General features: G+C 25.4%; 22 protein-coding genes. 5 read left to right on the top strand and 17 right to left on the bottom strand.

The features are described from left to right. Positions 1-335, bottom strand: a 335-nt coding sequence (locus BLP75_RS10565; RefSeq protein ID WP_139149837.1) for an ABC transporter ATP-binding protein, incomplete at its 3' end; no start/stop codon positions are given. A gap of 369 nt (positions 336-704) precedes the next feature. On the opposite strand from BLP75_RS10565, the gene BLP75_RS10560 reads away from it, so the two are divergent. Continuing rightward, complete coding sequence (locus tag BLP75_RS10560) at positions 705-1,031, top strand: PadR family transcriptional regulator (RefSeq protein ID WP_330385802.1); 327 nt, start codon at positions 705-707, stop codon at positions 1,029-1,031. A gap of 5 nt (positions 1,032-1,036) precedes the next feature. Next, positions 1,037-1,936, top strand: coding sequence for a permease prefix domain 1-containing protein (locus BLP75_RS10555; RefSeq protein WP_092725904.1), 900 nt, complete (start codon positions 1,037-1,039; stop codon positions 1,934-1,936). Between the two features lie 48 nt (positions 1,937-1,984). On the opposite strand, the gene BLP75_RS10550 is transcribed toward BLP75_RS10555, so the two are convergent. From BLP75_RS10550 to BLP75_RS10495, 12 genes are all read right to left on the bottom strand, one after another. Next, complete coding sequence (locus tag BLP75_RS10550) at positions 1,985-2,410, bottom strand: hypothetical protein (protein WP_092725902.1); 426 nt, start codon at positions 2,408-2,410, stop codon at positions 1,985-1,987. 125 nt (positions 2,411-2,535) lie between these two features. Further along, a complete protein-coding gene (locus tag BLP75_RS10545; RefSeq protein WP_092725901.1) occupies positions 2,536-3,150 on the bottom strand; it encodes a DUF3267 domain-containing protein in 615 nt (204 codons plus the stop codon). Between the two features lie 44 nt (positions 3,151-3,194). Continuing rightward, positions 3,195-3,773, bottom strand: coding sequence for a thioredoxin domain-containing protein (locus BLP75_RS10540; protein ID WP_092725900.1), 579 nt, complete (start codon positions 3,771-3,773; stop codon positions 3,195-3,197). A gap of 41 nt (positions 3,774-3,814) precedes the next feature. Next, the gene (locus tag BLP75_RS10535; RefSeq protein WP_092725899.1) at positions 3,815-4,078 is read right to left on the bottom strand and encodes a hypothetical protein; all 264 of its coding nucleotides are present in this window, start codon (positions 4,076-4,078) and stop codon (positions 3,815-3,817) included. Then, positions 4,075-4,971, bottom strand: coding sequence for a PqqD family protein (locus BLP75_RS10530; protein WP_092725897.1), 897 nt, complete (start codon positions 4,969-4,971; stop codon positions 4,075-4,077). Before BLP75_RS10530 ends, BLP75_RS10535 begins: the two co-directional genes overlap by 4 nt. Before the next feature lie 44 nt (positions 4,972-5,015). Further along, entirely contained in the window at positions 5,016-6,479 is a 1,464-nt protein-coding gene (locus tag BLP75_RS10525) for a hypothetical protein (RefSeq protein WP_092725896.1), read from the bottom strand. Continuing rightward, positions 6,436-7,191, bottom strand: coding sequence for an ABC transporter ATP-binding protein (locus tag BLP75_RS10520; RefSeq protein ID WP_092725894.1), 756 nt, complete (start codon positions 7,189-7,191; stop codon positions 6,436-6,438). Before BLP75_RS10520 ends, BLP75_RS10525 begins: the two co-directional genes overlap by 44 nt. Positions 7,192-7,313: 122 nt before the next feature. Continuing rightward, the gene (locus BLP75_RS10515) at positions 7,314-7,532 is read right to left on the bottom strand and encodes a hypothetical protein (RefSeq protein WP_092725892.1); all 219 of its coding nucleotides are present in this window, start codon (positions 7,530-7,532) and stop codon (positions 7,314-7,316) included. 641 nt (positions 7,533-8,173) lie between these two features. Beyond that, positions 8,174-9,205: a DUF4179 domain-containing protein gene (locus tag BLP75_RS10510; RefSeq protein ID WP_092725891.1), complete on the bottom strand. Its 1,032-nt coding sequence runs from the start codon at positions 9,203-9,205 to the stop codon at positions 8,174-8,176. After that, complete coding sequence (locus BLP75_RS10505; RefSeq protein WP_092725889.1) at positions 9,195-9,761, bottom strand: sigma-70 family RNA polymerase sigma factor; 567 nt, start codon at positions 9,759-9,761, stop codon at positions 9,195-9,197. The genes BLP75_RS10510 and BLP75_RS10505 overlap by 11 nt, the downstream gene beginning before the upstream one ends. Before the next feature lie 295 nt (positions 9,762-10,056). After that, positions 10,057-10,512, bottom strand: a complete 456-nt coding sequence (locus tag BLP75_RS10500) for a lasso peptide biosynthesis B2 protein (RefSeq protein ID WP_092725887.1) — start codon at positions 10,510-10,512, stop codon at positions 10,057-10,059. After that, complete coding sequence (locus BLP75_RS10495; protein ID WP_092725886.1) at positions 10,487-10,762, bottom strand: lasso peptide biosynthesis PqqD family chaperone; 276 nt, start codon at positions 10,760-10,762, stop codon at positions 10,487-10,489. The genes BLP75_RS10500 and BLP75_RS10495 overlap by 26 nt, the downstream gene beginning before the upstream one ends. 268 nt (positions 10,763-11,030) lie before the next feature. Between BLP75_RS10495 and BLP75_RS10490 the strand changes: the two genes are divergently transcribed. Genes BLP75_RS10490 through BLP75_RS10480 form a run of 3 tightly spaced genes read left to right on the top strand, consistent with a single transcriptional unit; the run spans position 11,031 to position 12,556 of the window. Then, positions 11,031-11,591 (top strand): TlpA disulfide reductase family protein, encoded by a 561-nt coding sequence (locus BLP75_RS10490; protein WP_170139071.1) that lies wholly within the window; start codon positions 11,031-11,033, stop codon positions 11,589-11,591. A 4-nt stretch (positions 11,592-11,595) separates the two neighbouring features. Continuing rightward, a complete protein-coding gene (locus BLP75_RS18605; RefSeq protein ID WP_092725930.1) occupies positions 11,596-11,733 on the top strand; it encodes a CD1871A family CXXC motif-containing protein in 138 nt (45 codons plus the stop codon). Next, positions 11,726-12,556 carry a 4Fe-4S binding protein gene (locus BLP75_RS10480; protein WP_092725883.1) on the top strand — a complete coding sequence of 277 codons (831 nt, stop codon included), beginning with the start codon at positions 11,726-11,728 and terminating at the stop codon, positions 12,554-12,556. The genes BLP75_RS18605 and BLP75_RS10480 overlap by 8 nt, the downstream gene beginning before the upstream one ends. Before the next feature lie 65 nt (positions 12,557-12,621). On the opposite strand, the gene sstT is transcribed toward BLP75_RS10480, so the two are convergent. From sstT to BLP75_RS10460, 4 genes are all read right to left on the bottom strand, one after another. After that, positions 12,622-13,848, bottom strand: a complete 1,227-nt coding sequence (gene sstT, locus BLP75_RS10475; protein ID WP_092725882.1) for a serine/threonine transporter SstT — start codon at positions 13,846-13,848, stop codon at positions 12,622-12,624. 294 nt (positions 13,849-14,142) lie between these two features. Beyond that, positions 14,143-14,718 carry a PepSY domain-containing protein gene (locus BLP75_RS10470; RefSeq protein ID WP_092725881.1) on the bottom strand — a complete coding sequence of 192 codons (576 nt, stop codon included), beginning with the start codon at positions 14,716-14,718 and terminating at the stop codon, positions 14,143-14,145. Positions 14,719-14,870: 152 nt separating this feature from the next. After that, positions 14,871-15,347, bottom strand: a complete 477-nt coding sequence (locus BLP75_RS10465; RefSeq protein WP_207645432.1) for a VanZ family protein — start codon at positions 15,345-15,347, stop codon at positions 14,871-14,873. 246 nt (positions 15,348-15,593) lie between these two features. Continuing rightward, on the bottom strand, positions 15,594-17,507 hold the full coding sequence (locus BLP75_RS10460) for a GGDEF domain-containing protein (protein WP_092725880.1): 1,914 nt from the start codon (positions 17,505-17,507) through the stop codon (positions 15,594-15,596). Between the last annotated feature and the right edge of the window lie 80 nt (positions 17,508-17,587).

Genomic DNA, 17,587 nt, shown 5'->3' with positions numbered 1-17,587 from the left:
AGTTCTATTGGTAATACTATATTTTCATAAACATTTAAAATAGGAATTAAATTAAATTGTTGAAATACAAATCCTATTTCTCTTCTTCTAAATATTGTAAGTTCCTCATCATTTAATTTAAATATATCACTATTATTTATAGCTACATTTCCTTTTGTTGGTCTATCAAGACCACCTATCATATGAAGTAAAGTACTTTTTCCACTTCCTGATGTTCCTACAATACAAACAAATTCTCCTTTATTTACTTCAAATGTTACTCCATCTAAAGCCTTAACTAAACTTTCATCTTTCCCATAGTATTTTTTTAAATCATTAACTTTTACTATACTCATATTCCCCTCCTAAAAATTATCTTTTGTCTATGCTATAAATATATCAAATAAATATAACAAACTAGTGTCTCAAATATAACACTTTTGACATATTTCAATAATTTTTATATCTATAATTATGATACTAAACCTTTTATTGTCATTTAACTATTACAAGCATAAAGATCAATCACTTTCATAGTTTTGTGCTAAACTGTCCAATAAATATTATACTATCTCATTTCGTTGTATTTAAAAATATAAAAAAGTCGCTTAGCTCCTATCGCCAACGACTTCGTCCGTTGCGTAAAAAAATACTTCATAATAGTAGCACTTGACTTTTCCAAAATTTGTAATTATTATAATAAATATAATACATAGGAATCCGAGGTGTTGGTTATAAATAAAGAACTTATAAAAGGAAGTACAGTTACCATTATCCTAAATGCGTTAAAAAAACAGCCACTTTATGGATACGGTATGATTAAGGAAATTGAAAACAAATCTGGTGGAGTGTTTTTATTTAAAGAAGGTACTCTATACCCTATTTTACATGACCTTGAAAAAAATAAGTTTATAGAATCGTTTTGGGATGTTGAAAATGGTAGACGTAGAAAATACTACAAGATTACAACTAAGGGGTTAAAAGAATTAAAAAGTAGGGAAAATGAATGGAAAATATTTAGCAAAACAATGGATTTTGTACTGGGAGGATGATTTTAATGACTACTAAAGAAAGTACTGTAGATAAATTTTTACAATCTGTATGTAGATTTGTCTCAACTGAGGAGCGTGCACAAGATATAAAGGATGAACTTAAAGATCATATTGAAAGTTATATTTGTGAATATACAAATGATGGATTTTCTGTTGAGGAAGCAACATCAAAAGCTTTAATGCAAATGGGAGACCCTGATACTTTAAGTACTGGCTTTAAAGATAAGATATCTAATAAGAATAGAATATTTACAATAAGTTTATTCTTATTTTTTATTACCTCACTTTCATCAATGACAATTTATGCTTATATTAATAATATTTATTCAATTATAGACCTTTTAGTAAATATGGCTATTTTTATTTTATATCTACCACTTATTTTTGGAACTATAAAAGCATACAAAAAAAGTAAAACTTTATCTAAAAAAGAACCTATTTTTCATATACAAAGCTATAAAGAGCCAAATTGGTATGAGGTAGTGCTTAAACCTACTAAATGGTTCTTTATACTTTCAATTATATTTCTTGTGTTAGGATTTTTAGTTGATTTTAAAGATATTCCTAAAAATGAGCTTTTAAATGAAACTTTAGATATGATGCATGTTTTAAACTTATATGTTATTTCTATTGTTATGTTTTCTTGTTTATCACCTAAGAAACAAAATAACATTGTATATGATGAAGGGATACTTACATTTGAAAACTTTATTCCTTGGGATAACATTTCAGCATACAGATGGACGAAAGAGCATTCTAAAGGTAAAGTTATTAATTCTATTGAACTAAAATTTAAATTTGGTCGTTCATATACTCAAAGAATTATAAAGGTAAGTTCTTATCAAATGAATTTAGTGGATGAAGTATTTAAATCAAACAATATAGAAAAATGTCAATTTCTATAAAGTTTTTAATCATATATCTTACTAAAAATAAAATAGGAGCATTAGCTCCTATTTTTGATTATAATTTAATCTAGCTTTTATTATTTCAAAAATTGTATCTCCCTCATTAAAAGATGACACAGCTCTTATATATGACTGATTGTCATTTTTATCATAGTAATCCTTTACTTCTAACATTGATATTTCATAATAATTTAAAACTGAAATTAATGCTAAATAGTTTATTTTCTCTGTACTTTCAGTACCGTCTATTTTGTTTAATATATCTTTCTTTTCTTGGTTTATTTGAGATTGTATAAATTGCATATCTTTTTTTACGTTTTCATAATTATCACCTTTTAGTATAGATAAAAAAATGGTATTTAAAGAATTTGAAATAGAATCTATATCTTTAATACTTCCTTTAACATCTGCAAATACTATATTGGTACAAAGGATAAATGCTGCCATGGTGCATAATATTTTTTTGTACATAAACTCCTCCTATAAAATTTATACTCATAGTATTTGATATTTCTATGTATCTTATTACCTTTATTCCTAAATAAAAAAGTGTAGACAAATTTGTATTTACACAAATCTACCTACACTACTTTTTATTAATTATTAATATAAAATGTGTTTATTCCATTATTTCTTATAATTCCATTCTTAGGAATTTGAAGTACTAACAATAAAAATGATAATATATCAACTGATGATCCAGCTGAGTTTATAATTGATAAAGTTAAAATAATCATTGGGTCAAATCCCATTAAAGTCATTATAAAAGGAAGTACAAAAGATAGCATTATGAAAGGTAGTATTGTTATAACTAAATATCTACTTTTCTTTATTGTTTCTTCTGTATAAACAAATCCTCCCCATAGTTTAACCGAAATAAATGTTGATTTTGACTTAATAAAATTAGGAATAAAAATCAAATGAACAATCTCATGAAGTAATATGTATAAATATATATATATTATGTATCTAAACTTTATTGTAAAACTTATGCCACCACCACTAATAATAGAGTTAGTAACTGTTACTAGGTCCTTATTTATCCATTTCATAAATAATATACATAAATAAATATTTAAAATTGATATAGGTAATGATATAAGTGTTGCTGTTACTAAATTGTTAGGCTCTTTTAGCATTTTCCAACCCTTATTGATCATTTCTTTTTTTACATTAACATCACCTTCTGGTATTTTGCTTATATACTTCATAAAATTATCCTTTCATGTAAAAGTCTATATACAATAACTTTACTTTACTTTTCTTTTATCTCATTAATCATTTGTTTAAATTCTTTATCTGTAAATGCACCTACGTGTTTTTCTCCATTTAAATAAAAAGTAGGGATGAAATCTATCTTTTTCTCATCTCTTTCTTTTAAAATACGTTTTTGCATTTCAACTCTTTCATTTTTAACATCGCCTAAATCAAAAAATTTCTCTACATCTTCTACATTTTTCATTTTAGTCCATGTCTTATAATTATCCATTACATAGTCTATAGTTTCTATTTTCTCAAGGTCTTTGATCCTATTAAATATAACATCATCATACTTAAACTTTTCAAAATCCACATGCTTTACCATGTAATATATTTCACCATTTTTAATCTTTTCTGTCAACGTTTTTCCAATATTTTCATGTAGTTCAAAACAATCTATACATTGAAAACTCATATATTCTACCATCTTTATTTTAGCATTAGGATTTCCATATCCTATACCATTTTTTATATCAATTTCATCTTTAGTGTTTGAATAAATTGAATATGCAGATATAAAAATGATAACAAAAGCAACAAAGAAAAATAATTTAGTACCCCTTTTTTTATCCATTTACTTTCATTTCCTTTTCATAAGATTTTTTTACAAGATTTTTATTTCATAAAGCTTTTACTACGCTTTGTTTTTGAACCTATAAATAATAAACCTGCAAGCACCACATATATTACTATATATATTAAAATCATGTGAGAATTAATATTTAATGTACATCCCTTTTCAGTTACACCTAAAACTATTCCATTATTAAATAGATTTACACTCTTGTTGCTAAATAGTGAATATAATAAATAAAAAACTAAACTAAACGGAATAATTATAAAATATATAACTGATAAAATACTTAAGTTCTTCTTCATTTTATAGCTCCTTTCATCATCTTCTTCATCAGAATTTTTTCAAGTATACCATTTCCATCTTTTGTAAAAGGAAGTAAATTTATTATATTAATAACAAACCCAATTCCTAACAAGAAAATCATTAAATCTTGTACTATTAATGATATAAATATAAAAACAAATCCCAATATACTAGGTATAAGAGGTCCTAATAAAATAGACATTATACTAGATTCTGTATTTAATTTAACTATACTTACAGTAAATCTTTTGGCTAATATATATCCATGAACTTCTTTATTTTGAACTTGAGTAACTACTATGTGAGTCCATTCATGAAGTACAAATCCAATTATTATTGCAAATATAAAAGTAAAATAACATCCAATAGCATAGTATATTTCCGAATTAAAATTCAAACTAAAATTACTTGTGAAAAAACAAATAGGTATAATAATAGCAATCCACATTATAAGTAGTTTCTTAACTACTATATAAAATAGTAATAAAAACGTAGCTATTTTTGATTTAGGTATAGAATATCTTTTTTTATATAAATATTGACCTATTGTTAAATTAAAAAGGAAAGCTAATAACTTATTTCCTATAACTTTTCTTTCAACTAGATTTTTCTCTTGTAAGTTATTTACTATGATGTTTATATCTCTTTCTAATACTTGTTTACTTACCTCATATTTCTCAACAAGCAAAGAAGCGATATCATCTATGGTATTATTTCCATCTAATAAACTTAAAATATTGTAAGCTACATGATTTAACTTAACACTTTTGTCCAAAGCATTATCTACGATTAAATTTTCACCTATGCACACATCTTTAGGGATAAAGAAAACTGTTCTTAATTTTAATAGTGACTTTAATTTTTCAATAATAAAAATAACAAATAATTTCATAGATCTCCCCCTTTCTAAATTTAAATTAACTATAAAGTATAAATTTACTCTAATAGAGAATTTAATTTATAAATCTTTGGTATCATAAATAGAATAACTAAAACTCCAGCTACAATAAATTCATATATATAAGCTCCACCAAAAGTCATTGATATTACAGCAATCAATATACTTATTGCAGCAAATGATAAAAATACAATTATATTTGAAAAAGGCTCTTTTTCTCTAACTGGTACAATTATTCCATATGTGTAAATTACAACTACACCTAGTGCAGTGTATATTATTCCATCTTTAAATATATCTAAGTTCATTCCTAGGTATGTAAATACAATAAGATATAATAGTGTATACACTAATATTCCAACTATAAGATTTCCTACTAATTTACCATAAGAAATTAATTTAGTTGAAATTGGAACTACATTAGAGTAAATACTAAAATTTTTATCCTCACCAAATGAATTTAGTGAAAAAATTGAACAAAAACTTGATAAAAGTAAATTTATTACTACAATATTTATTGTACTTGCATCTAAAAATCCTATAGATATAACTACACAAATTAGTACAAAGAAGTTTGATATATTAGTTTCACTTCTTACAATGTACTTAACTTCTTTTATAATAATCCATAAAAACTTATTATTGCTTTTAGGTATATGTTTAAATATCATTAAATTTCTATTTTCAAACTCAATACCACCAAATATAATTGTTATAAAAATTCCTACTAATAAAATTATTGCACTGATTATTAAAGAGTTTCTTGTATCTATATGATTAAAATATTCATAGCCCATAAACATGTCTGTAACTGGTAATAAAATATTTATTATAGATATAGTGTAGGTTTTAGTTTCAACTAAAAGGCTTTCCAAGTTGATTTTACTAACTAAATATATAAAAGTATTAATTCCTAAAATAATTGATGCTAATTCTCTAATAAATTTCTTTTGTGATATAAAGTATAGTAATCTAATTATTAATAAATAAATTGTATTTAATAAAAAATATGTTAATAAAGATTGCATGATTATAGATAATAAATAGATTGCAATAAACTTTATACTTACTTTAGAACCTATAAAAGATGGCAAGTGGAAAAATATGACGTAACACAAATTAGTAATAACTATAAAAAATAGCTCTTGAAGTGTTTGAGCACATATTTTTTCTTGTTTTGTAATAGGTAAGCATTTTATTATTTGACTATAATTGCTACTATCATTATTTGAATTTATTAGTATTATGTATACAACAAATGTAATCAAAGTTACATTCAACATACTAGATGAAATGAATGAAAAAAACATACTTTGATTACCAGTGATAATTGCACTAATCATAGGGGAAAATATTTTATAAGAAAGTATCGATCCCAAGATAATGAAAAACGGAACTACTAAAGATATAATAATAAAATATTTTTTTAATTTATTATATAAATTATTTTTAACACCTTTAAGCATTGTTGTTAAAATTAGAAATGATTTCTCCAATCTCATTTTTTCTTTCCTCCCCCATAGAAACATTCATAAAAACTTGTTCTAAATCATCACACTTAAATTTATCTTTTAAGAAATCACTGCTCCCTTTTGCTACAGTGTCTCCTTTATAAAGCATTATAACTTCATCAGATAATTCTTCTATTAAATGTAAATCATGTGAACACAGTAATATACTTCCTGATTCTGTGAATCCCCTAAAAAGTTGCTTTGTTATTATCATTGACTCTACATCTAACCCTCTAAATGGCTCATCTACAATTATTAATTCACTGTCTAATGAAAAAGCAGTTATTATTTGAATCTTCTTTTTCATACCATGAGAGTATTCTTTTATTAATATATCTAAAAAGTCTTGCATATTATACAGCCTTATTAATTTTTCTAATTTATCGCTTTTTTTTATAGAATAGATCGACAATACAAACTTTATGTATTCTCTACCAGTTAATGATTCTGGTAATATTAAATCATCTGGAATGTATCCTACCTTTTTTTTAAATTCTAGACTATCATTTTTATAATCTTCATATAGTATACTTCCACTACTGCATTTTATAGTCCCTAAAATTGAATTTATTGTTGTAGTTTTTCCTGATCCATTAGGCCCTACAAGACCTAATATTTTGTTTTTACTTAGTGAAAAACTAAGATTTTTTATAGCAACAATCTTATTATTATAAGTTTTTGTTAAATTATTAACACAAAGCATGTCTTGTAAACCCTCCTCTTCTAATATTTCATTTAAATATGTCAGAGGTCTTACCTTTAAATTTTCATCATTTGTTATTTTTTAAATTTAAACGTTTTGACCTTAATTAAAATTTACTATTCCTATTTACACTCTATGTTAACGTTAAGTCCGTTATCCCACTTAACTCCACCAGTAAAGCTTCCTTTACCTTGGATTAAACACCATACTGCAGCTCCTAAAACTACAGAAGCTCCTAATCCTAATAATACTGCTACAAATACAAGGAACCAAGCTTCCTCTTCACATATTTCAAAGTTATCGCACTCTACTACAGGTGCATCATATTTTATTAATTCCATTTTTTCATTTCCCCCTCTAATTTATTTGGTAAGACCTCTGACCCTTCAAAGACATTGCTGATAATTTTGTATCAACCGTATCTTTAATCAAATTGTTACATATTTCCAATTCCTTCGCAACAAGTTTTTTGAGAAAAATTTTTCTTTTTGGAATTTTCTCGTAATTTAGGTCGAAAAATAGTCTTATGTGCCGATTAAGTATTTTTAAGTTTTAGCTTTAAAAATTAAACCACATTTAATAAAATGTATTTTTTATTTAACTAAAAATAGGATAATCCTTATTTTCTTTAAATAAGAATTATCCCTTTTTTTTAAGCTATTTTAAGCATATTTTTTTTGAATTTTTTTTATAATTTATAATATTTAAAATTAAAATCATTAAAATAATTTAATTTTAAATATATTCCATTTAAAAATCATATTAAACTCTATTAATTAGAAATTTTATCAACTATATAATTTTTTGCTATAAATTTATATATATCTATTATATTCTTACAAAAAATAAAAATATATTACCCATAAGTATAATTTTTTGTAACATATACAATTTTTTTTATATAATTATTATTTTTTAATAAAAAATTCGCTTAAGCGTAAAAAAAATGATCCTTTTTGATAAAAGAATCATTTTTTAAAAATTATTTTGATATATTTATTATAAACTCATCACTAAGTTTTTCATACTTGCCTTTAAATTGTTTACCATCTTCTGGGTTTTTATCTCCATAAACAGTTAACTTAAGTTCTTTTGCTTTTTCAGGGAAATCCATATTGAATCTATCAAATTCAAATTTTCCTTTATCATCAGAACTCTGATTTAATGAAAATACTACCTCATTACCTAAATCATCTGTTCCTTTAAGTTGTAAGTAATACCCTAATTCTTTCTTTTCTTTTGTATAAGTTATTTCTTGCCCCATAACATTGCTTGTGTATTTATCAAGTGTGATAGTTTGACCATTCTTAAGTTTGATTTCTTTGTTAATATTTATTTCTTTAGTAGTATCAGCTACTTTTGCTTGAGTATTAAAGTCAAACGCCCAAGGTCCTTTTAGAGTCTCTTCTTTACCATCTTTTAAGTACTCAAGGTCTGTGTATTCTACTGATATTTTAACATCTCCTGTTAACTTTTCATCTATTTTATAAAATATCATTGATTCTACAGTATTGTCATCTACACCTACACAAGTTCCATCTCCAGTTGATTCTATAACTTTCCCATTTATAGAAACTTTTGCCTTAGGTGATATGTATCCTGCTTCTATTTTATTTTTTGATTTAAAAGATGAAGTAATTATTAATTGATCTTTGTCTAAAACAACTTCATTTAAACTTACTGTAAATCCATTTCTAGTTACAGTTTGAAGTACTTCTGTTTTATAATCTTTTAGATCTTTTTTTATTCCTAAAGATGTAGCTATATCATAAAAGAATTCATTAACATTAGCAAAAACATGTCCTCCTAAATCAGTAGTAGCTAATACACCTATACTTAAAACAGCTACTGATACTACTTTTAACCCATTTAAATATTTAGTTTTTCTGTTAACAGATTTCTTTAAATTCTTCTTAAACTTTGCTTTTTCTATATCATTTACGTTCATTTCAACAAACTCACTTTCATCTAAATTTATGTCATTTAATAATTCGTATATATCTTTATTTTTCATATTTACTACCTCCCATCAAAGTGTAATCCCCTTTTAGCTTCTTTCTCCCCCTAGATATCCGGTTATCTACACTTGCTTTTGTAAGATTTAATTTTAAAGCTATCTCTTCTGATTTAATTCCAAGGAAAAATTTCATTACAAATATATCTCTATCAATATCATTTAGTGTATTTATTAAAGCTATTAATTCTTCTTTGTTTTCTGCTTCAATAATTTCATCTTCAACTGTAGTTTTATGTGTATAATCTGAATCATCTAAGGCTACTTCTGATTTTTTAGCTTCTTTTCTGTAATAATCAAGTGCTTTGAATTTGGTTATTGCACATATCCATTTTTTAAAGTCATCATTTTCTCCACTAAATTTATCAGAATTATTCCATACTGATAAAAATACATCATTCATACACTCTTCTATAATCCCATCGTTTTGTAATGGTGATAGTATTTTATAACTTACTCCTTTTACTAGTCCTAAATATTGGTCTACTATATACTCTAGAGCGTCCTCTTTTTTCTTTTTTAATCTTTTTATATAGTTACTTTCATTACATGCCATGTTGTCCTCCTACTTAATTTTACAGATAATATTATTTAGGCTATTATCTTTTGTAAAAGCTTTTACACTATATATAACGAACGAAAAAAAAATTATTATCATAAATTTTAAATATTTTTTTAATTATTTTCTTAAGTCATATTATACTCAAATAAATAATCTATAATTTATAGTTACAAAAATTAGCTTCTCTTAGCGCTAAACTTCATGTCATCAACCACTCCCGTACGTTTTTTCTCAAAAATAAAAGCTTCTTCTTAGAATTTTAATTCTAAAAAGAAGCTTTTATTATATATTAATTAGAAAATTTAGCAACTGTAGCGTATCCACTACCATCTCCACCAGTCACAAACATCTGCCCACATCTTATCCATGCATGTGCTACCATATTTTTATTTTCTTTATTTACACCTAAGTATATAGTAGTTGAAATTCCTCGTTTTTTAAGCATCCTTTGAACAGTCATAGCCTGTACCAAACACAAGCTTTCCCAAGGAGTAAACTTACTTATTGTTACTACAACATCTCTTACTATTTTTGCTATTTTATAATCATCTAGTACTACATCATCTGCTGATTCAGTATTGTATGTACCTAATTCTTTTTTTAATTTATTGAAAGGAACCTTTAGTATTTTAGCTCTCATTAAACCTGTTAAAAAAAAAGCTTCTATAAACAAAAGCTTTTCTTTTATACTTAACTTAAATAAAAACTTGTTTATTCTTTTAACCCATTGATAGAAGCTCAGCATTTTCTAATCCCGTTATAAATTCTAATACACTTTTTTCACAAGTTTCTCTATCTACATCATATTCTCCAATAAGTGTATCAACTATTTCACCTACTTTAACAGGCTGTTCTATCTCTTGCCATATTCTACTCCCTACACCATTTAAGGCAAAATATTGACCTTTGTCTAAATCCATCATTACTATTTCACCGTCTAAATCAGTAGCGTCTAATTCTCCTCTATGAGATACTATCGTTTCTAAAGTTATCATAAATTAATTCCTCCCTTTAAACCCCGCTTTTTAATTGACTATTCTATCAACATTTATACATATATTATATTTTTATAAAAACTTTTAAGACACTACCCACAAGTATAATTTTTGTAATACTTATAGAGTTAAATTTCCTCTTGAAACATGCTAATGGGGTCGCTAAATTTACTATTCATGTCAAAACAGTTGAAAATTCAAATAAAGAATGCTAATTTTTAAATGCAGTTTATATAACTTTTATTTAAAGTTTATGGAGGTAATGAATATGAAAAAAAGAATTTTAATAACAGGATTTTTAATAGCATCATTAAGTTTGGTTGCTTGTTCAAAAACGCCTGAAAAAAATGATATAAGCACTTCTTCTGATGAACAAGTACAACAAATACAAGAAACCAAAGTAGAATTTACTGGTAAAACGATAGATGGAAAAAATATCGACAGTTCTATATTCAAAGATTATAAACTTACTATGATAAATATATGGGGAACTTATTGTGATCCTTGTATAAAGGAAATGCCCGATTTACAAAAGTTATCTGAGGAAGCAAAAAAATTAGACGTAAATGTATTAGGAATAGTAAATGATGCTAGCAGTGAAGATACTATTGAGTTAGCTAAAAAAATATTAACTGAAAAAGGAGTTAAATTTGATAATTTATCTTGTGATGAAAAATTAGAAAAAGGGCTATTAAAGAATCTTATGGGAGTTCCTACAACAATATTTGTAGACAAAGATGGAAAAATTGTAGGTGAAGAAATAGTAGGTGCTCAAAGCAGAGATTCATATATGGATAACATAAAGAAGCTATTAGAAAGTGAAAAATAATAATATGAAAGATCGATTTATAAAGTACATCATACTTTTTTTAAGCATTGGTTTTATAGCATTTGGAGTTAATCGAAGTGAAGTTAAGGTAGTCTTTAATAAAGCAATTAATATATGTTTGGAGTGTATAGGAATTGGATAAAAGAACTTTAACTCAAATATTTGCAACAATAATTACCAATGCTAATGTCAAAGGATTTTTAGAAAGAAATATATATAAGGGTGACTCTAAAAAAATATGTGTCCCAGGGTTAAACTGCTATTCATGTCCAGGAGCAATGGGTTCATGCCCAATAGGTGCTCTCCAAGCTGTATTAGGTGGCATCAAATATAAATTTTCATTTTATGTAATAGGTATTATATCTTTGTTTGGGATAATCTTTGGTAGATTTATATGTGGATGGCTTTGTCCTTTTGGATTTTTCCAAGACCTTCTTTATAAAATAAAAACTAGAAAAGTAAAGATAAATAAGAAAATAGATAATGTCTTAAAATATTTAAAGTATGTTATACTTATTACTTTTGTAATTCTTATGCCTATATTTTTAACTAACGAGTTTGGCATATCTAAACCATATTTTTGTGAATTTATATGTCCCGCGGGTACACTAGAAGGTGGTATACCTTTAGTATTATTAAATGAATCTCTAAGACAAACTATAGGATTTTTATTTACCTGGAAGATATTTTTATTGTTAGTTATGATAATATCATCTGTATTTATATATAGACCATTTTGTAGATATATCTGTCCATTAGGAGCTTTTTATTCTTTATTTAATAGATTTAGTTTTTATCAATATACTATAGACAAAGATAAGTGTACAAGTTGTAAACTGTGCAGTAAATCTTGTCATATGGAAATAAAAATCTATGAAGATCCTAAGAACATTGATTGTATAAGATGTGGTAAGTGTAAAAAATCTTGTCCTCACGATGCTATCAAAAGTGGATTTAAATTATAATACCTTAATATATAAAAAAGCCAATTTAAGATGATTTAACTCATTTTAAATTAGCTTTTATTATATTAAGCTATTTTACTAGCTTTTCCTTCTTTACGATTTTTAGCAAGTTCAGCTATTGCAGTGTATAAAACATCTGTTGATGAATTTAAAGCTGTTTCACAAGAATCTTGTATAACCCCTACTATAAATCCAACACCAACAACTTGCATAGCTATATCATTTGGTATACCAAATAAACTACAAGCAAGTGGTACTAAAAGTAATGATCCTCCAGCAACTCCAGAAGCTCCACATGCACTAACAGCTGAAAGTACACTTAATATTACTGCTGTTCCTATATCTACTTTTACTCCCATAGTATGAGCTGCTGCAAGTGCTAGTACAGATATTGTTATAGCTGCTCCACCCATATTTATAGTAGCTCCAAGAGGTATTGAAACTGAGTAAGTATCTTTGTTTAAACCTAAATCTTTACATAATCCCATATTTACAGGTATATTAGCAGCTGAACTACGAGTAAAGAATGCTGTTATACCACTTTCTTTTAAACACTTAAATACTAATGGATATGGATTTTTACGTATTGCTATGAAAGTTAATATTGGATTAACTACTAATGCAACAAATGCCATACATCCTACTAGTAATACTATTAATTGCCCATAACTAAATAATGATTCTATACCAGCTGTAGCTATTGTATCAAATACTAATCCCATTATACCAAATGGTGCTAAGTTTATTATCCATCTAACTGCTTGAGATACTGCATCAGATATATTTATTATAACTTGCTTAGTTGAATCAGAAGAATTTTTAAGAGCTAAACCAAATACTAATGCCCATGTTAATATACCTATGTAATTTGCATTTGCTAATGAACTTACTGGGTTAGATACAACATTCATTAATAAAGTTTGTAATACTTCCCCTACCCCTCCAGGAGGTGTAACACCTTCAGCTCCAGCAACTAAAGTCAATTTAATCGGGAACATGAAACTTGCTATAACTGCAACCATTCCTGCTATTAATGTTCCTAAAAGATATAATGCAACTATTGATTTCATGTTTGTTTTTTTACCTTCTTTGTGTTGGCAAAGAGCTGCCATTACTAAGAAGAATACTAATACTGGAGCTATTGCTTTTAATGCCCCAACAAATAAAGATCCAAGTAACGCTATAGGTGTAGCACTTGGCACTACTAAAGCTAATATAGTTCCTAAAATAAGCCCCATGATTATTCTTTTTACTAAACTAATATTATTCCATTTTACTGCTAAATTGTTCATAATTCCCTCCTGTAATTTTAAAATGTCATTAATAAAATTTACGATAATATATTTTTACAAACCCCTTTACCGAAAACGTTATCTTTGCTCTATATCCATTTTAGACTATTTTATACAGGAAAGGTTGAGACAAAATTTTAATCATTTTTCCATAATTTTTCTCTATACTATAGTTTTTTTGCATTAAAATTCAATTTTAGTAAATAAATTCACACTTTTCTGTAAATATAATTATATCAATAGAAAAAAACACTAACTTATCTAAGTCAGTGTCTTTTATAATTAAAGTTATATTTACTTTTTATCAATTTCATATGATATAACTTTTCCACTTTGTGAATCTATATCATAGCTATATTCTTGATTATTATAATAAAAATCTATATCATAATTTTCTATGCCTGTAGTCTTATCAATTTCATATTCAACTTTTGAAAAGTTTACTTTGTCACTTGTTAAATTTGCGTGTTTTAATGCTATTTCCTTTGCTTGTTCTTCAGTTATTTTTGCATTGTTATTATTAAGCTTTTTATCTTGATTAATTTCATGGTCTTCTATATCTTGGTCAAATTCTATGATTTCGCCTGTATCTGCATTAATTTCATAATCATATTCAGTCTTATCTACATAAAATTCAACATCATATGTTTTTACCCCATTGTCCATATTCTCTTCTGATTTTACAAATGTAACTTTATCATTTGTTAATTTTGCATGCTTTAAGGCTATATCTTTAGCTTCTTCTATTGTTATTTTGTTTTGTGTAGCTTGTTCTTTAGGTGCTTCATCTTTTACTGGTGTTGAATTATTACATGCTACAAAAAACATACTTGTACTTATAATAAGTGTTGCTATTAATGTTTTTTTCATATTGGTCTCCTTTATGTAAAAATAATTATATTCTAAGCTTTTGCAAAAATATAATAAATATACTTATTCCAAGGTTTCCTCATATAAAAATCATTTTTAAATAGATTCACTTTATAACGTCAACGATTTTGTTTATTGATTAAAATTTAATTTTATAAATCATCAGCACTCACTTTTGATTTTTTATTTTCATTAAATTTAACTATAGCATTAACAATCATTAATCCTATAAAAGCACCTACACAATCTATCATTACATCTTTAAATTGAGCCCCTCTACCAGGTATAAACAATTGATGAAATTCATCACTACAAGCATATAAAAATGCTATTAAAAAGGATATATATGTAGCTTTTTTACTAGACTTTTTAACTTCATAAATAACCATAAAACAAAGTACAGCTAGTGTTAAATATGAAAACATATGAGCACCCTTTCTAATAATAAACTGGGCACTATTTGATACTAAAATATCATTTAAAAGACTTCCTATTATAGGAACATTTTTTAGCATTTCTATAAAACTACCTGATATGTTAAACGATACATTTCCAGGTTGGTTAGACATAACAAATATAACCATCATCCATACAGCAATACTTGCAATAATTATCTTCTTTTTACTCAAAAAACCACTCCTTTTAATTCTTAAATCCTATTAATTTAAACATATAAATTCTAATTAAAATTATGGACCTATTTTGGATATTTATACCAAATAAGATTCATTTAATATAATTTAAATTAAAAATTAATATCTAGACTAACGCATATGACTAAATTAGCTTACAAATCCGTTAATCAAAGTGGTTGCAAGTATCATATAATTTGAAACATAAATCTTTTATTCTTCATTAATTTTAAATAAGATTATTTATATAGACACTCTATTTTTACCATTAAATTTAGATAAATATAAATTCTCATCTGCTTTTCCTAAAGTATTATATTTATTTTCTTTAAAACTAGCTACACCTATACTTACAGTAACTGTAATATTTTCACTCCAAGTCATGCTTTCTATGGTTTTTCTATATCCTTCACATTTATCTAAAACTTCTTTTTTAGTTTTGTCTTTAATTATTATAATAAACTCTTCTCCACCATATCTGTATATAGAGCAATTGTTATTTAAATTTCGTCTAAAGAACCTACACATTCCAACTAATACTTCGTCTCCAAATTGGTGTCCATAATTATCATTGATTTGCTTAAAATCATCAATATCAAGCATTGCAACATAAAAGTCCATATCACCATCACCTTTTAATAAGGTATCATACATTAAATTAAAGTATCCTCTGTTGTAAACTTTGGTCAATGGATCTATTTTTAGCTCTGCTTCTAATCTTTTATTTTTTATATTATAAGATACTACAGTAACAATAAAACCAGTCAACACAAAAATTACTATACCTAAAGTTGTAATTTTATTTTTAAAATCTGCTTCTAATTTTATTGCTTCTTTATATTCACTAATACTATTTTTTAAATAAGAAGTAGCGATTTCATTTTGATATTTAGAATATATATTTTCTAACGATTCATTAGTATGATTAAATTTATTTGTATCCCCTACTATATGGTAAAGCTCTTTTAAATTTGTTAAAATCAATATTTCATAACATCTGCTTTTTCGTTCATACATTTTATTATAAGCCATCTCATAATATTTTATAGCTTCATAATATTCACCAATTAAATATTCATAATTTGCATATCCAGCTATAGCTAATATATCCGTATCTACTAATAAGATTTCTTTTTCTTCTTTTAATATCTTGATAGCTTCATCTATACATTGTTTAGATTTTTTGTATTCATTTGTTTTATCATAAGTCATACTTTCAAATATTTTTGCATTAACTAAATAATCGTTATAATGTTCTTGTGGTATTTTACCTTCTAGTTTATAAATTTTATCTATATATTTTTTTAAATTTTCAGTATCTTTTTTATTTAAGTTTACTTCACATAAAGATGTGTATGCATATAGCCTTAGGTTATATTTTCTATCATCATCTGTTTTATTTATATAACTTAGTGCCTTATATACAAGCGCTTCAGATAAATCATATGCACCTACATCATTAAACATTAAGCTTAAATCTATTAGGCTTTTTGATTTTAAATATGTATCTCCTTTTTCATTTGCAGTATGTATAACGTATAAGAAACTTTTTATAGTTTTTTCTCTAGCTCCCACTATGTAATACATTGTAGCTAGATTTTCTGTAAGCCCAAATATATTCTCTTTATTGCTTCTTTCCATGCTTTTTTCCATATTTTCAATAATGAAATAAACTCCATCAGGCTTATCTATATACTTACATAGACTATTCCATACTAAAACATGGCTCTTATTGTCCTTTTTTAAATTTATATTTTCTAATGCTATCGTAGTATACTGCTTAGCCTTTTCATAATCACTTTCTATAAATTTATTCGCTAATTTATTGTATAAGTAATATTTTATAAATTTATTATTAGTATTTTTTATTTGCTTTGTAGCTGAATTAAAATACTTATTTGCATTATCCAAATCCCCATTATATTTGCTATAATATCCTAATATAAAATTCTCTTCTACGTTTTTATTATTTTTATTTAGCAAGGAAATTAAAGTTTTATTATTTAATTTAAAATCCTCTTTTTCATAATTATTTAATTGATGATGTCTTTTAATATTACTTACTTCTTGATTTAGGTTATATATATAGCACATTTTATAAAATAGCACACTTATAGTTACCAAAATAAATATTATTTTTAGCGTCTTACTTTTCATTCTATACTCTATTCCCCTCGCAGTCTTGTGTTGTGTTTTATTTTAAATATTTATTTTCGTCTATTAAATTAAAAAGAGTG

Source organism: Romboutsia lituseburensis DSM 797 (assembly GCF_900103615.1).
GTDB lineage: Bacteria > Bacillota > Clostridia > Peptostreptococcales > Peptostreptococcaceae > Romboutsia_F > Romboutsia_F lituseburensis.
Note: the sequence above shows the minus strand (reverse complement) of the source record. Positions and strands in the feature narration are given on the sequence as shown.

Coding starts and splice junctions, on each gene's coding strand:
- BLP75_RS10555 (WP_092725904.1), top strand. CDS start 1,037: ATGACTACTAAAGAAAGTACTGTAGATAAATTTTTACAATCTGTATGT.
- BLP75_RS10550 (WP_092725902.1), bottom strand. CDS start 2,410: ATGTACAAAAAAATATTATGCACCATGGCAGCATTTATCCTTTGTACC.
- BLP75_RS10545 (WP_092725901.1), bottom strand. CDS start 3,150: ATGAAGTATATAAGCAAAATACCAGAAGGTGATGTTAATGTAAAAAAA.
- BLP75_RS10540 (WP_092725900.1), bottom strand. CDS start 3,773: ATGGATAAAAAAAGGGGTACTAAATTATTTTTCTTTGTTGCTTTTGTT.
- BLP75_RS10535 (WP_092725899.1), bottom strand. CDS start 4,078: ATGAAGAAGAACTTAAGTATTTTATCAGTTATATATTTTATAATTATT.
- BLP75_RS10530 (WP_092725897.1), bottom strand. CDS start 4,971: ATGAAATTATTTGTTATTTTTATTATTGAAAAATTAAAGTCACTATTA.
- BLP75_RS10525 (WP_092725896.1), bottom strand. CDS start 6,479: ATGAGATTGGAGAAATCATTTCTAATTTTAACAACAATGCTTAAAGGT.
- BLP75_RS10520 (WP_092725894.1), bottom strand. CDS start 7,191: ATGCTTTGTGTTAATAATTTAACAAAAACTTATAATAATAAGATTGTT.
- BLP75_RS10515 (WP_092725892.1), bottom strand. CDS start 7,532: ATGGAATTAATAAAATATGATGCACCTGTAGTAGAGTGCGATAACTTT.
- BLP75_RS10510 (WP_092725891.1), bottom strand. CDS start 9,205: ATGAAAAATAAAGATATATACGAATTATTAAATGACATAAATTTAGAT.
- BLP75_RS10505 (WP_092725889.1), bottom strand. CDS start 9,761: ATGGCATGTAATGAAAGTAACTATATAAAAAGATTAAAAAAGAAAAAA.
- BLP75_RS10500 (WP_092725887.1), bottom strand. CDS start 10,512: ATGCTGAGCTTCTATCAATGGGTTAAAAGAATAAACAAGTTTTTATTT.
- BLP75_RS10495 (WP_092725886.1), bottom strand. CDS start 10,762: ATGATAACTTTAGAAACGATAGTATCTCATAGAGGAGAATTAGACGCT.
- BLP75_RS10490 (WP_170139071.1), top strand. CDS start 11,031: ATGAAAAAAAGAATTTTAATAACAGGATTTTTAATAGCATCATTAAGT.
- BLP75_RS18605 (WP_092725930.1), top strand. CDS start 11,596: ATGAAAGATCGATTTATAAAGTACATCATACTTTTTTTAAGCATTGGT.
- sstT (WP_092725882.1), bottom strand. CDS start 13,848: ATGAACAATTTAGCAGTAAAATGGAATAATATTAGTTTAGTAAAAAGA.
- BLP75_RS10470 (WP_092725881.1), bottom strand. CDS start 14,718: ATGAAAAAAACATTAATAGCAACACTTATTATAAGTACAAGTATGTTT.
- BLP75_RS10460 (WP_092725880.1), bottom strand. CDS start 17,507: ATGAAAAGTAAGACGCTAAAAATAATATTTATTTTGGTAACTATAAGT.